Source organism: Rhodococcus sp. CH91 (assembly GCF_022554085.1).
In the GTDB taxonomy this organism is placed as follows: Bacteria; Actinomycetota; Actinomycetes; order Mycobacteriales; family Mycobacteriaceae; genus Rhodococcus.
In genome coordinates this window covers 142,089-155,665 of record NZ_JAKFYR010000009.1, presented here as the reverse complement: position 1 = coordinate 155,665, position 13,577 = coordinate 142,089, and the positions used below count along the sequence as shown (strand labels likewise).

General features: G+C 67.4%; 12 protein-coding genes. 3 read left to right on the top strand and 9 right to left on the bottom strand.

Features of this window, described 5'->3' with window-relative positions:
• Positions 1-4: 4 nt before the first annotated feature.
• From MOM01_RS17665 to MOM01_RS17650, 4 genes are all read right to left on the bottom strand, one after another.
• Positions 5-928 (bottom strand): VOC family protein, encoded by a 924-nt coding sequence (locus MOM01_RS17665; RefSeq protein WP_241386735.1) that lies wholly within the window; start codon positions 926-928, stop codon positions 5-7.
• Between the two features lie 34 nt (positions 929-962).
• Positions 963-2,141, bottom strand: coding sequence for an acyl-CoA dehydrogenase family protein (locus MOM01_RS17660; protein WP_241386734.1), 1,179 nt, complete (start codon positions 2,139-2,141; stop codon positions 963-965).
• A gap of 170 nt (positions 2,142-2,311) precedes the next feature.
• Positions 2,312-3,178 carry an alpha/beta fold hydrolase gene (locus MOM01_RS17655; protein WP_241386733.1) on the bottom strand — a complete coding sequence of 289 codons (867 nt, stop codon included), beginning with the start codon at positions 3,176-3,178 and terminating at the stop codon, positions 2,312-2,314.
• A 92-nt stretch (positions 3,179-3,270) separates the two neighbouring features.
• Positions 3,271-4,164: an IclR family transcriptional regulator gene (locus tag MOM01_RS17650; RefSeq protein ID WP_374112322.1), complete on the bottom strand. Its 894-nt coding sequence runs from the start codon at positions 4,162-4,164 to the stop codon at positions 3,271-3,273.
• A gap of 273 nt (positions 4,165-4,437) precedes the next feature.
• On the opposite strand from MOM01_RS17650, the gene MOM01_RS17645 reads away from it, so the two are divergent.
• The 3 genes from MOM01_RS17645 to MOM01_RS17635 all read left to right on the top strand — a co-directional run bounded on the left by MOM01_RS17645 (position 4,438) and on the right by MOM01_RS17635 (position 8,332).
• A complete protein-coding gene (locus MOM01_RS17645) occupies positions 4,438-5,583 on the top strand; it encodes an oxidoreductase (RefSeq protein ID WP_241386731.1) in 1,146 nt (381 codons plus the stop codon).
• A gap of 231 nt (positions 5,584-5,814) precedes the next feature.
• Positions 5,815-7,161 (top strand): MFS transporter, encoded by a 1,347-nt coding sequence (locus tag MOM01_RS17640; protein WP_241386790.1) that lies wholly within the window; start codon positions 5,815-5,817, stop codon positions 7,159-7,161.
• Between the two features lie 118 nt (positions 7,162-7,279).
• On the top strand, positions 7,280-8,332 hold the full coding sequence (locus MOM01_RS17635; protein WP_241386730.1) for a ferredoxin--NADP reductase: 1,053 nt from the start codon (positions 7,280-7,282) through the stop codon (positions 8,330-8,332).
• 166 nt (positions 8,333-8,498) lie between these two features.
• Here the strand turns inward: MOM01_RS17635 and MOM01_RS17630 are convergent, their stop codons facing one another.
• The 5 genes from MOM01_RS17630 to MOM01_RS17610 form a co-directional block, all read right to left on the bottom strand.
• Positions 8,499-9,302 (bottom strand): SDR family NAD(P)-dependent oxidoreductase, encoded by an 804-nt coding sequence (locus MOM01_RS17630; protein ID WP_241386729.1) that lies wholly within the window; start codon positions 9,300-9,302, stop codon positions 8,499-8,501.
• Between the two features lie 49 nt (positions 9,303-9,351).
• Complete coding sequence (locus MOM01_RS17625; protein ID WP_241386789.1) at positions 9,352-9,609, bottom strand: hypothetical protein; 258 nt, start codon at positions 9,607-9,609, stop codon at positions 9,352-9,354.
• Positions 9,610-9,630: 21 nt separating this feature from the next.
• On the bottom strand, positions 9,631-10,797 hold the full coding sequence (locus MOM01_RS17620) for a Rieske 2Fe-2S domain-containing protein (protein WP_241386728.1): 1,167 nt from the start codon (positions 10,795-10,797) through the stop codon (positions 9,631-9,633).
• Positions 10,798-10,997: 200 nt separating this feature from the next.
• Positions 10,998-12,677, bottom strand: coding sequence for an AMP-binding protein (locus MOM01_RS17615; protein WP_241386727.1), 1,680 nt, complete (start codon positions 12,675-12,677; stop codon positions 10,998-11,000).
• 26 nt (positions 12,678-12,703) lie between these two features.
• Positions 12,704-13,516 (bottom strand): MaoC/PaaZ C-terminal domain-containing protein, encoded by an 813-nt coding sequence (locus MOM01_RS17610; protein ID WP_241386726.1) that lies wholly within the window; start codon positions 13,514-13,516, stop codon positions 12,704-12,706.
• Between the last annotated feature and the right edge of the window lie 61 nt (positions 13,517-13,577).

Below are 13,577 nucleotides of genomic sequence, written 5' to 3'. Positions count from 1 at the left end.
GGGATCAGCCCGCCGGGGGCGTGAACGCCGCGAGCGGCTCGGAGCCCGACCAGTCGTGGCCCCAGTAGCTGTCCGCGGTGATTTCCTCTGCGGTGTAGAAGGTCTCGTCCACGAGCATGCCCTCGGTACCGAATTCGATGTCCCATCCGCCCGGAGCGCGGACGTAGAACGAGACCATCTTGTCGTTGGTGTGCCTGCCCAGGGTCGACGAGATCGAGAAGCCGAGCTTGTCGATCCGATCCAGGGCCTGCCCGACGGCGTCGAGCGTCTCGACCTCGAGCATCAGGTGCACGAGACCGGGTTCGCTTCCGGGCGGCGCCGGGCACAGCGCAAGGCTGTGATGGCGGCGGTTGACCCCCAGGAAGCGCACGCGCCGAACCGGCGGAGGTGCCGACAGCCCGCCGAGCCGAGTCGCTCCGCGCGGCAGGAAACCGAGGACCTCGGTGTAGAACTCGTAGGATTCGGCGAATGCCGCCGTGGGCAGGACGACATGTCCCAGCCCTTCCTCGCCCGTGTGGAAGGTGGCGCCGAAGGGCGTCACGAGCGGGCTGTGATCGAGCACGGGCCCGAAGAAGACCTCGGTGCGGGTGCCGCCCGGGTCGTCGAACGCGATGACCTGCTCGGCGTCGCGGTAGGTCGACTCCTCCTCGGAGAGGACCTCCACGTGGATGCCGGCCTTCTCGACCGCTTCGCGCACGCGACGCAGAGCGAACTCGTCACGCACTTCCCATCCGACGGCGAGCGCCTTGTCGATCTCGCCGGGAAGCACGATCAGCCGTGCGCGCCGCTCGTCGACACGCAGGTACAGACCGTCCGCCTCGGGTCCGGTACCCACTGCCATGCCGAGTCCGTCGACGACGAGTTCCCGCCACCGGGTGATGTCTGTGGTCTGGATCCTGAGATAGCCCAGGCCCCGGATGTCCGTCATATCCGAATGTTCCTTCGCCGTAATGGTTGTGGTGTCAGATCATCGACCGCATCATGCCCTGCGGCTCCTCGCCGAGCTGGCAGAGCGTCGAGGCATGGAAGATCGATCCGGGGACATGGATGGCGTGGCTCAGGCCCGCATGGGCGTCGCGCCAGAAACGCTGCAGCGGGTTGGTCATCTGCAGTGCTCCACCACCGGCCCGGGCGAAGATCTCGTCGACGGCCGCCACCGCCCGCCAGGCTGCGGCGGTCTGCGTGCGCCGGCCGATCGCGCGCTGCTCGAAGGTGACCTCCACGCCCTTCTCGGTCAGGTCCCAGAACCGGTCGACGGTCTCGAGGATCGCAGCACGGGACGCGGCGATCTCCGCCGCAGCACCACCGAGGGCCGAGAGCACGTAGGGATCCTGCTTGATCGGCGTCCCGGAGACGGTGACCCGCTCACGCTGGGTCTCGATGTAGCAATTGAGCGCGCCTTCGGCGATGCCGATGAGCGACGAGGTGATGCCGAGCGGGAAGATGCACGAGAAGGGGAACTTGTAGAGGGTCTCGTCGCGTCCGGCGTCCTTCCACGCGACGCCACCCATGACGCGCTCGGCGCGCAGGGTGCGGTATTCGGGGAGGAAGGCGTTCTCGACGATCAGATCCTTCGAGCCGGTTCCGCGCAGACCGACCACGTTCCAGCTCTCGTCGTCGATGCGGTAGTCCGACCGCGGCAGCAGTACATGCAGGCTCTGCGGGGGGCTGAGCCGATTGCCGTCCTTGTCTCCGACTGCCGCACCGATCATCACCCAGTCGCAATGATCCGTGCCCGAGGAGAACGACCAGCGGCCGTTGAGGATGTACCCGCCCTCGACGGGGGTGGCGACACCCATCGGCGCGTACGGCGAGGCGATCCAGGTGTCGGGATTCTCGCCCCACACCTCCTCCTGGGCCTTCGGATCGAAGAACGCCATCTCCCAGGGGTGTACACCGACGATCCCGCTGACCCAGCCCGTGGCGCCGTCCATCGCACCGATGGCCATGGCGGTCTCCGCGAACTCGCGCGGGTGCGCCTCGAGGCCGCCGAATTCCTTCGGCTGCAGAAGCCGGATGACGCCGGCATCGCGAAGCCGCTTGGCGCTGCGGTCGGTCAGACGCATGAGCTTGTCGCCCTCGGCGCCGTCCGCGCGGATCTCGTCAGCGAACTCCGAAACGGAGTCGAGCACCTGTCCCATGATCTCTCCAGCTCTGTAAGGGTGACGCCCCCGTTACGGCGTGGTGAGCGTCGGTTCCGTCGGCGCTTACGGTCTCAGGAGTACCGCCCTCGCATCGTCGGCTTTCCACTGAGCGGGAACCGTCTGGACGGGTGCCGGGAGGGCGGACGGGCATCCCGGCACCCGGTCGTCTAGACGTCCGTTCGGTTCAGGAACGCGAGTACGGCCGACAGCCAGGCGTCGCGGGCCTCGATCATGGTCCAGTGCCCGCAATTGGGGAACACGTGCAGTTCGCCCCGGCGCAGTTCGCGCATGGGGAGCATCGCCATGTCCACGGGGCTCACCCGGTCGTCACGTCCCCAGGTGAGCAGGGTCGGGGCGGTGATCTTGTGGAGCTGCGCCCAGTAGGGAGTGGCGTCGGAGGCGGCAGCGGCCTTCGCGGATGCGGCGAATGCCGCGGTGCTGTACATACGCCGCGCGATCTCGAGGGTCTTCGGCTCGGTGGCGAGCGCCCATCTCTCCTCGATGAGTTCCTCGGTCACGATCGCCGGGTCGTAGACCATCGAGCGCAGCCAGCGGACGAGCTTCTCGCGGGTCGGATCGTCCGTGAACTCCATGAGCAGCCGGATGCCTTCACCGGGTGCGGGTGCGAACACCGAGCGTCCCGCTCCGCCGATGGTGACGAGCTTCTTCACCCGATCGGGCTGCGCGATCGCGAACTGCGTCCCGACGATTCCTCCCATCGAGTTGCCGATGATCGAGACGCGGTCGAGACCGAGTCCGTCGAGGAAGTCGGTCACAGCCACCGAGGCCATGGCCATCGGGTGTCCCTCGCACGGGTCGCTCACGCCGAAGCCGGGGAATTCCAGGACGAGGCAGCGGAAGTGCTCCGCGAGGTCGGCCAGCACACCACGATAGTTCCGCCAGCCGGTCACCCCCGGGCCGGAGCCGTGGAGCAGCAGGAGGGGCTCACCCTCGCCGGCTTCGTGGTAGCGCAGAGTGCCGCGCTCGGTCGCGAGTTCCCTCGCGGTTGTCTCGAAACTCAATTCCGTCGTCATGGTGACGAGGCTTCCAGTGATGCACTTCACGTCGCACGGACGCTCCCGATGACCGGGATATCCCGGCCGTCGGGAGCGAACACGTAGTGCGATCAGATCCAGGCGTCGGACTGGGTGGCGAGCATGCGCTCCATGACCTGCGGCGACCAGGACGCCTCGGATGCCCGCGCGGCGCGATTGCGACGGGGCGCACTCAACTCGGGGTAGAGCGTGCGCGAGATGTCGCGGACGGCGTTGGCCACGAGCGGGGCGATGCGCTCGAGGTGGCCGGGGCGCGTGGGCCCGCACAGGGAGATCGCGGCGATCGGCGACGCGGGGCTGCGGATCGCGGCACCCACGCACGACATGCCGGCGGTGGCCTCACCCGTTTCGAAGGCCAGTCCGTGGCGGCGGCGGATGCGGTTGAGCTCGAGGTGCAGGGTCGACAGGTCGGAGATGGTCCGTTCGGTGCGACGCGGCAGTTGCGGACCGACGTAGAGGGCGTCGACCTGCTCCGGCTCGAGCCCGGCGAGCAGGGCCTTCCCTCCGGCGGTGGCGTAGGCGGGCACGCGTCCTCCGACGCGGGACGGCAGTGCGGCGGCGAGCTGGCCGCCGAGCTTGTCCAGGTAGACGCAGTCGCGGCCGTCGAGGACGGACAGGTGCGCGACCATGCCGGTGGTCATGTGGAGTTCGTGGAGAAGCGGCGCCGCGGCCTCACGGATGCGGATGTGCCCGCTGTCGCCCTCTCCCATGGACTTCGCGCGGCGGCCGAGGCAGTAGCCGAACGACGCGTGGTCGATCCAGTCGAGCCGCACCATCTGGTCGAGGATGCGGTGGACCGTCGATCGCGGAAGCTGGGTGCGGCAGGCGACCTCTTCGAGCGTGAGACGCGAGGAGAGGTCGTCGAAGGCATCGAGGATGAGGGTCATACGCTCGACCATCGACGCAGGCAGTTCGCGCTTCGGTGCCTGGGAGAGCTGCGCATGTTGCGACTCGGACATCGTCACCCTTTCTCCGACATTCGTCACCCACGGATCGAACTGACTGAAATTGATTCTTGTGGGTGCCCTCAGCGTACAAGGCGCGTGACTTATTGCACAATTCCCGGTCAGCGGACGTGGTGTACGCAGCACGGGAGGAATCACTCGCGGCGGCGGCCGCGAGCACGTCTCACTGAGCAGGAGATGCCTGTCTCTCCGACCGGGCCATCGGTACAACCGAGACGCGGGCCGAGCGTGCCTGCACCTGTCGCCGCACCAGCCGAAAGAGTCGAGACTGACATGACCGAAGCCGAGTCCCCCCTCTTCCGCCCCCTGTCGGTGCGCTCCCTCGAGCTCCGCAACCGCATCGTGATGTCTCCGATGACCCGGTCCCATTCGCCGGGGGGCATCCCCGGCCCCGACGTGGTCGAGTACTACCGGCGCCGCGCGGCCGGCGGCACGGCACTGATCGTCACCGAGGGTGTCGCCATCGATCACCCCACCGCGGTCGACAACCCCCGCGTGCCCCACATGTACGGCGAGGCCGCCCTCGAGGGCTGGAGCCGTGTCGTCGACGCGATCCACGCCGAGGGTGGACGCATCGTCCCGCAGCTGTGGCACGTCGGCCCCCTGTGGGGTGCGATGACCGCCGACGTCGATCCCGCACTCACTCCCATGCGCCCGTCCGGGATCTGGGGCGAGCCGGGTGTGACCTCCTACGGCGAGGACTACGTCACGCGAGCATCCGTACCCACGCGGGCGATGACGACCGAGGACATCGAGCAGGTGATCTCGGCATACGCGAACGCCGCCGCCAACGCTGCGGAGGTCGGCTTCGACGGCATCGCGCTGCACGGCGGACACGGCTACCTGCTCGACGCATTCCTGTGGGAAGGCACCAACCTCCGCGACGACGAGTGGGGCGGTGATCTCGAGCGCCGCACCCGCTTCCCCGCGGCGGTCGTGGCAGCAATCCGCACCCGGATCGGCGCCGACCTGCCGATCTTCTACCGCTTCTCGCAGCACAAGCAGCAGAACTACGAAGCGCGGATCGCCCACACCCCGGACGAACTGAAGGCCGTCCTCACCCCCTTGAAGGAGGCCGGCGTCGACGTGTTCGACGCGAGCATCCGCCGCTTCGACATTCCGGCCTTCGAGGGAAGCGATCTGAGCCTCGCGGGATGGGCGAAGAAGGTCACCGGCGCCCTGTCGATGGCCGTGGGCAGCGTCGGTATCTCGACATCGTTGCGCGAGAGCCGTATGCAGGGGGCCGCCCCCGTGCGCAACAACGTTCCCGAACTCGAACGCCGCCTCGGCGAGGACGAATTCGACCTGATCGCCATCGGACGACTGCACCTCGCGGACCCGTCGCTCGCGACGATTCTTCGTGACGGCGCCGAGTTGCCCGAGTTCGACCGCACGGTACACGAGGCCGCATTGATCTGATCCGTGCGTCGGACGCGGTCTCGCTCAGCGAGATTGCACGGCGAGACGACCCTCACCTGCCCTAGAAAGTGATCCGAACCACTCCCTTTTCCAGGGGCAGGAACTTCGGCCCGCGATCGGGCCGCCGAGAGTCTGGAATGTGCCGTGACGTCCTACGCCAACGAACTCTCCCAACAGGAATCCGCAGTTCCCAAGGGGAACGGTCGATTCGACCGGCAGCGGCCGGTATGGGTGATCGTGTCGGTCCTGATCGCCGTCGAGATCATCAGCGCATTCGAAACATCGATGATGTTCGCTGCGATCCCGACGCTGATCACCGAATTCGACAGCAACGCCTCGACGGTCGGGTGGGCGGTGACCGCCTTCCTGCTCGTCTCGGCGGCATCCGCCGCGGTGTGCGGCCGACTCGGCGACATGTACGGCCGCGAACGGATCCTGATGGTTCTTCTCGCCGTCGCGGCGCTGGGTTCGACCATCAGTGCCGTCGGTGACAGCCTCACCAGCATCATCATCGGCCGAGCGATCCAGGGTGTGGCGGGGGCGATTCTGCCGCTGTGCATCGGCCTGGCCCGTGAGCACCTGCCCGCAGCGCGCGTTCCTGTGGCAGTCGCGCTGATCTCGGGCTCCGCCGTGGCCGCGGGCTCCGCGTCGCTGCTCGTCGCCGGTCTGCTGATCGACAACGCCAGCTGGCACATGATCTTCGTCGTCGCGGCCGTCTACGCCGTCTTCGCCCTGCTGCTCGTCTGGTTCGTCCTCCCGTGGCGCCGGCCCACCGGCACCTCCGAGAAGATCGACTACGTCGGGGCGGCCGGCTTTGCGGGTGCTGTCGCCGCGATCCTGCTCGGTGTCAACAAGTCCCAAGCGTGGGGTTGGTCCGATACGCGCACCCTGGGCCTCATCCTCGGTGGCACCGTCGCGCTGGTCCTGTTCGTGCGCTGGGAACTCCGGATCCCCTCCCCCATCATCAACGTGCGCCTGTTCACCGATCGCAAGTTCTCCCTCACGATGCTGGCCACCGTGGCGATCGCGGCGGGACCGCTGGGTGTGGTCACCATGATCATCCCGATCATCATGCAGACGCCGTCGACCGGCGACTTCGGCCTCGGTCTCAGCGCGACGCACGCGGGCTGGCTGTCGTTCATCGGTTCCCTGTTCGGCTTCGTGTGCACCCCGCTGAGCGGACGGATCTCCGCCGCAGTGGGCTCTCGAGTGTCGATGCTGCTCGGCACCGCCCTCTTCATCGTCGGCACCGTCGTCATGCTCACCGCGCACCACTCCGTGGTCGCCATGACCGCGATGGTCGTGGTGGTCTCCGTCGCCACCGCCTTCGCCTACACGGCGATCCCGAACCTGATCGTCGAGTCGGTGCCCGAGCACAACACGAGTGAGACGACCGGCACGAATGCCGTGCTGCGCACCGCCGGTCAGGGTGTCGGTACGTCGATCGCCACCATGCTGCTCGCCTTCGCGGCGACCCCGCTCGCGGGAATCAACATGGTCGGCATCATGCTCATCGTCCTGTCCGTGGTGACCGTCGGCCTCACGCTTCTGATTCCCCGTACCACCCGCGCAGCCTGATCCCGAACCCGCGTCTCCTCCCGGTGTCCCGATTACCGGGAGGAGACGCGCGTGTGTATCGGGCGGCGTTCTACCGTGGTCCGATCGAGAATTGTTGTATCGAAGGGAACCCGCTGCGATGACAGCCGTCCAGGCACCGGTCAGTTCACGTTCCGCTGTGCTGACCGTCAGTGCAGTCGTCCAGGAGACCGCAGACGCGTGTTCGCTGGTGTTCGACGTACCTCAGGATCGCCGCGCGGACTTCACCTACAAGCCCGGCCAGTTCCTGACCCTGCGCATTCCCAGCGACGTGACGGGTTCCGTTGCGCGGTGCTACTCCCTGGCGAGTTCACCGCACGCCGACGAACCGCTCAAGGTCACGGTCAAGCGCACCGCGGACGGATACGGCTCGAACTGGCTGTGCGACAACATCACCGCCGGACAGAGCATCGAGGTGCTGCCTCCCGCGGGAGTCTTCACCCCGGTCGACCTCACCGAGAAGCTCGTACTGTTCGCCGGCGGAAGCGGGATCACCCCCGTGATGTCGATCCTCAAGTCGGCACTGCACAGCGGAAACCGCAATGTGGTGGTGGTCTACGGCAATCGTGACGAGAAGTCCGTCATCTTCGCCGAAGAACTCCGTGAGCTCGCCGCACGACACTCCGACGCCCTCACCGTCGTCCACTGGCTCGAGAGCGTGCAGGGCCTGCCCTCCCCGCAGCAGCTCGCGACCCTGATCTCCTCCTTCGCCGATCACCGCGCGTACATGTGCGGGCCCGGCCCGTTCATGGACACCGTCCGCGAGAGCCTGCTCCTGGCGGGTGTCCCCAAGGACCGGATCCACGCCGAGGTCTTCACCTCGCTGTCCGGCGATCCGTTCGCCGACGTCCCCCTCGTCGAGCTCGACGAGTCGGACGCCGACGCGACCTCTGCGACAGTGCAACTCGACGGCGAGGAGCACGAGCTCGTATGGCCGCGCAGCGCCACCCTGGTGGACATCATGCTGTCGAAGGGCCTGGACGTTCCTTATTCGTGCCGTGAGGGCGAGTGCGGGTCGTGCGCGTGCACCGTCGTCGAAGGAGAAGTGGACACCCCGCCCTCCGCGATCCTCGACGAGGAGGACATCGCCAACGGTTACGTCCTCGCGTGCCAGGCCAGGCCCAAGAGCAAGAACGTGCGCATCGACTTCTGAACCGGCCGTAGCGAACCGAAGGCCCCGTACCGCGTCGGCGGTACGGGGCCTTCGTCCGTCCGGGCGAGATCGTGCCGGACGGATGTCGTGAGCGAAGGGTCGTGAAATGGGGCGTCCCCGGGTGCCGTACGGCACCCGGGGACGAGTAGGTGGGATCCGAGGCGGATCAGCGGTTCAGAAGAGCCCGCATCGCTGCGGCTGCACCTTCGACGAGCTTGTTGCGGGGGAAACCGCTGCGCTTGACGGCGGCTTCGTAGTTTCCTCCGGCCACCCACACGGGACCGTCCTGGAGGTGCTCGAGGCCCTCGCGCGCGACGTCTTCCGGCTCGGCGACGAGCATCCCGGGGATGTCGAAGTTCAGGCCGGCGCGCACCATCGCCGGGGTGCGGGTGACGCCGAGGACCAGTTCGAGCACGTGCACACCGTGCGGTGCGAGCTCGAGCCACAGGCTTTCGGCGAAGACCCGGCTGAACGCCTTCGACGCGGCGTAGATGCTCTGGTGTTCGGCTCCCATGTAGCCGGAGAGCGAACCGAGGAGCATGATGCCGCCCCGGCCGCGCTCCTTCATCTGCCCGCCGAACAGGTGCGACAGTTCGATCTGCCGGTGGACGTTGAGGTCGATCACGCCGCGGAAGCCGTCGAGATCGCCGGTGACGAACTCGTGGCCGTAGCTGTTGGCGCCGGCGTTGAAGATGAACAGACCGACTTCGATGTCCTGTGTGGCCTTGCGGATCTCGTCGACGGCGTCGTCGTCGAGGAGATCCAGCGCGAGAGTGCGCACCTGTACGCCGTTGCTCCGCGCCTTGTCCGCCGTCTCCTCGAGTGGGCCGGGCTTGCGCGCGATGAGCACGAGATCGAATCCCGCGCGGCTCAGCTCGTCGGCGAAGGCGGCACCGACGCCTTCGGAGCCACCGGCGATGACGGCCCACGGGCCGTAGTACGAACGATCGAGGTCGAGGGATTCTGGCATCGTTGGTCCTTCGAGGAGTAGTCGGGAGCGGAAGGTCGGAAGGGAACGGTCACTGCACGATAGGGCCACGGACCGGCGTGTCGTCGAACACCTCGATGACGCCTGCGGTGGCAGCCCGGACGATCGAGGCGTCCAGGTTCGAGCACGACATCCGGGGCGCGCCGGGGCGGCCGTCGCGGCCGCCCTCGTCCTGCACGACAGGACAACGGCGGCGCGCATCGGCGTTCCACTGGATGGAAGTGTGCTCCCAGCTGTTCTTCTGGACCAGCACCTGCGCGGCGCATTCGCCGCACCGCAACGGTTCCATCCGGTTCTGCATGATCTGCTCCTAGCCCGTGGTGGTGGACTGCTGCTCGAGAGCCTTACGGGCGAGGTTCTCCTCGACTTCCTTCATCCAGGCAGCCACCGGGCGGGTGGTGTCCATCTCGAACTCGAAGCGGTCGGTCATCTCCGGCGTGACCTCCTCGACATCGACGTAGAACTGCTCGTACCAGCGACGCAGCTGGTAGACGGGGCCGTCCTCCTCGCACAGCAGCGGGTTGTCGATGCGGGTCTTGTTCCGCCAGATCTCGATGTCCTGCTCGAAGCCCTTGGCGATGAAGTTGCCGAACTGCTGGGCGGTCTGCAGCGCCTTCTCACCTTCGAGGCGGTCGGACTTCTTGACGATCATCCCGTACATCAGGACGAACTTGTCCTGGGAGACCGGGTAGTGGCAGTTGATCAGGACCGATTCGACGTCGTATCCCTCGTACTGGTAGACGAGATCGTCGATCATGAAGGACGGACCGAAATAGCTTGCATCGGAACGGCTTCCGAGCATCTTCGGCTGACCCGTCGCATGCGGCCGGGTGTCCTCACGGGCCTGCCCGCGCATGAACTGGCTGGCCACTTGACCTTCGAAGACGTTCTTGAAATAGACCGGGAAGGAATAGTGCACGTAGAAGAAGTGCGCCATGTCGACGATGTTGTCGATGATCTCACGGCAGTTCGTGTCGACCTCGGTGGTGTACCAGACCCAGTCGGTCCACTCGTCGCTCGTCGCGCCCTCGATACGCGGGATGGTCACGTCGGCGGGCGGCGGATTCCCCTGGGGATCGTGCCAGACGAACAGCAGCCCGTCCTGATCGAGGGTGTGCCACGCGCGGGTCTTCGCGATCGGAGGAACGCGTCGTGCGTAGGGGATGTTCTTGCAGCGACCGTTGCCGCCCCAGCGCCAGTCGTGGAAGGGGCACGCGATCTCGTCGCCCTTGACGGTGCCCTGGCTGAGATCGCCGCCCATGTGCCGGCAGTACGCGTCGAGAATCTTGATCTCGTCGTTGCTGTCGGCCCACACCACGAGCTTGGTACCGAAGGCCTGGACCGAATGCGGCTTGCCGTCCTTGAAGTCCTTCGACAGGCCCAGGCAGTGCCAGCCACGGGCGAAGCGGGCGGGAGCCGATCCGGCGACGATCTCACGGATTTCGGATTGTTCGGAAGTGCCGAGGCTCACGGTCATCCGTCCTTTCGGGAGGAAGGGAAGCGTTGAGGATTTCAGGCGGCGGAGTCCGCTGGGAGGATCCGTCGCGATACGTCCGAAACGCTAGGTGATCGGCATCACCCCTGATGGTGGCGTCTCACTGTTCGAGACCTTCCCCCCGGGCCGAGGGACGCGGGCCGCCGCCGGGCGAGGCCCGGCGACCCCGCGTCCCGCTGCGCTCACACTGCCGGGGCCGGTTCTGCGGTCGGCAACAGGGCCGCCCGACCGTTGGCGACGAACTCCTCCTCGATGCGTGCCCGTGCCTCGTCGTCGAGCAGGATGTACTCGGAGGTCCGGCCCACGCGCACGTAGACCGGGTCGGAGGTGTTCCACGCGACCGCCCGGAGGGGGGCCTTGTTCACCTTGTTGCTCCCCGTGAGCGGGATCTGGGCGGTCACGCGCACGAACCGCGGCCACCACTTGTCCCCCATATCGGGCTGCTCCGCGAGGAACGCCCCGAAGGCCGCCGGATCGAACTCCGCATCGGCGTCGAGTTCGACGGCGCACATGACCTGATCCCCGGTCGTGGGGTCCGGCACGGCGAAGATCGGTGCCGAGAGGATGCCGGGCACCCGCAGAAGGATGCGTTCGACGGGGGCAGCCGAGAAGTTCTCGCTGTCGACGCGAAGCCAGTCGGAGGACCGGCCCGCGAAGTAGAAGAAGCCGTTCTCGTCGCGGTACCCGAGATCACCCGACCAGAAGTCGTCGCCCTTGATGCGATCGGCCATCGCCCCGGGGTTCTTGTAGTAACCCTCGAAGGTGTGCGCGACACCGCACGCGACGATCTGGCCGACGGCCTCGCTGTTGAGCAGACGACCCGATTCGTCGAACCGGGCGCGCGGGCATTCCTCCCCGGTGGCCTCGTCGAGGATGCGGACGTCCACCCCGCCGACTGCGACGCCGAGCGATCCGGACGGGGTGTCCGGGGTCCGGTTGATCCGGAAGACGCCCTCGCTCAGCCCGTAGCCCTCGACGACCGTGCAACCGAAGCGCTCGGAGAAACGGGCGACGTCCGCTTCCGAGGCCTCGGTGCCGAACGCCAGTTCCAGGGTGCTCGTACGGTCTCGGGGGTCCTCCGGCCTGCTCAGGACGTACGACAGGGCGCGTCCGACATAGTTGACGAAGGTGGCGCCGTAGCGGTGGATGTCGTCGGCGAACCGGCTCGCGGAGAACTTGCGGATCAGGCAGACGGTCGCGCCGGCCTGCATGGCCGTGCCGAGATTGAGCATGAGGGCGTTGCCGTGGAACAGCGGCATGCACAGATAGGCCACCGAATCCGGCCGCATGCGCACACGTTCGGTGAGGGGGCCGAGCAGGCGGGCGAGCCGTCCCTGACTCACGATCACGGCCTTCGGGGCACCGGTGGAACCCGAGCTGAACAGCAACAGCGCGATGTCCTCGGGCGAGGGTTGCGTCTCCGGCAGGTCGGCGCCGCGGAAGGGCTCGAGCCACTCCTGGTATCGCGCTTCGTCGATGTCGTAGATCTTGTCGGCGGAAAGTCCGTGCTCGGCGCCCTCGAGGAGATGAGCGAGACGGGACTCGGTCACCACCAGGTCGATGTCCGCGTGCTTGATGTCCTGCGCGATCTCCGGGCCGCTGCGGCTGGCATTGATACCCACGACGGCGGCACCGGCGAGAGCTCCCGCACCGATCCAGAACACGAAGTCCGGAACGTTCTCGAGCAGGACCCCGATGTGGCGCTGACGATCTGCCGGAGCCGGCACGGTCGCCACGATCGCGGCGGCACGATCGGCGCTCTCCCGGATCACCTCGTCCCAGGTCCACTGCTGGTCCTCGAAACGCAACCCCACCTTCGGGTCACCGTGACGAGAGCGCACTACTTCTGCGAAGGTGTCCAAGTCTTTCCTCCAGACAGTTTTGCGGATCAAGCGAATACGGCGCGACCGCCGGAAAGGACGGCGCCGGTCTCGGTGGCGACGTCGAACCGGGCATCGGCCGGGCCACCCCACGCGCGCACTTGCGCCCGGTCGCCGGGGAAGACGGGAGCGGCGAATCGGCCGAACAACTCCCTCAGATCGGCGGGATGTGCGCCGAGCATGTCGGCGAGCGGCAAGGTCGCCGCCGCCAGCGTGCACAGTCCGTGCAGGATGGGGCGGGGCTGCCCGATCCGCGCAGCGGCCTCGGGATCGATGTGGATGTGGTGGCGATCGCCCGTCAGCCGGTAGAGGGCGGCCTGGTCCGCACCGGTGGAGAGTGTGCCGACCACATCGGCCTCTCCCTCGGGCGCAGCCGGCGCCGAGGGTCCGCGCTCGCCGCCGAAGCCTCCCGCCCCCGGCGCGAACAGCGACCAGGTCGCCACGAAGAAGTCGCTCTCGACGACGACCTCGAAGACCGCCGCCCGGCCCTTGTCCCAGACCTCGCCGACACGCGCCGACATCGTGATCTCCCCGGACCGCGGCAACGGCGCGAGAACCTCGAGACTCTGAGAGCCGTGGAGTGCGGTACTCGTATCGAACGCACCGAGTGCGCCGAGCGCGTCCGGCGCCCACTGGGCCAGCGTCAGGGCGAACGTCGGCAGCACCCGCAGCCTGTCCTCGAACACGAGATCGAGGTCCGTCGCACCGGCCCCTACGGCGAGCGCGTACAGGATCGCGTCCCGCTCGTCGTAGCCGACCGTGCGGGTACCCAGATCGTGGCCACGCCACTGCGCGGGCGACGACGCCGTCGTTGCGGTCATTCGAATGGAGTCCTTTCTGACGTACGGCGCCGGGCGGCGGCCCTACGGACACAGGACCCCG

What these genes read in the sequence shown, in the direction of transcription:
- MOM01_RS17665 (WP_241386735.1), bottom strand. Translation starts at nt 928, where the DNA reads ATGACGGACATCCGGGGCCTGGGCTATCTCAGGATCCAGACCACAGAC.
- MOM01_RS17660 (WP_241386734.1), bottom strand. Translation starts at nt 2,141, where the DNA reads ATGGGACAGGTGCTCGACTCCGTTTCGGAGTTCGCTGACGAGATCCGC.
- MOM01_RS17655 (WP_241386733.1), bottom strand. Translation starts at nt 3,178, where the DNA reads ATGACGACGGAATTGAGTTTCGAGACAACCGCGAGGGAACTCGCGACC.
- MOM01_RS17645 (WP_241386731.1), top strand. Translation starts at nt 4,438, where the DNA reads ATGACCGAAGCCGAGTCCCCCCTCTTCCGCCCCCTGTCGGTGCGCTCC.
- MOM01_RS17635 (WP_241386730.1), top strand. Translation starts at nt 7,280, where the DNA reads ATGACAGCCGTCCAGGCACCGGTCAGTTCACGTTCCGCTGTGCTGACC.
- MOM01_RS17630 (WP_241386729.1), bottom strand. Translation starts at nt 9,302, where the DNA reads ATGCCAGAATCCCTCGACCTCGATCGTTCGTACTACGGCCCGTGGGCC.
- MOM01_RS17625 (WP_241386789.1), bottom strand. Translation starts at nt 9,609, where the DNA reads ATGGAACCGTTGCGGTGCGGCGAATGCGCCGCGCAGGTGCTGGTCCAG.
- MOM01_RS17620 (WP_241386728.1), bottom strand. Translation starts at nt 10,797, where the DNA reads ATGACCGTGAGCCTCGGCACTTCCGAACAATCCGAAATCCGTGAGATC.
- MOM01_RS17610 (WP_241386726.1), bottom strand. Translation starts at nt 13,516, where the DNA reads ATGACCGCAACGACGGCGTCGTCGCCCGCGCAGTGGCGTGGCCACGAT.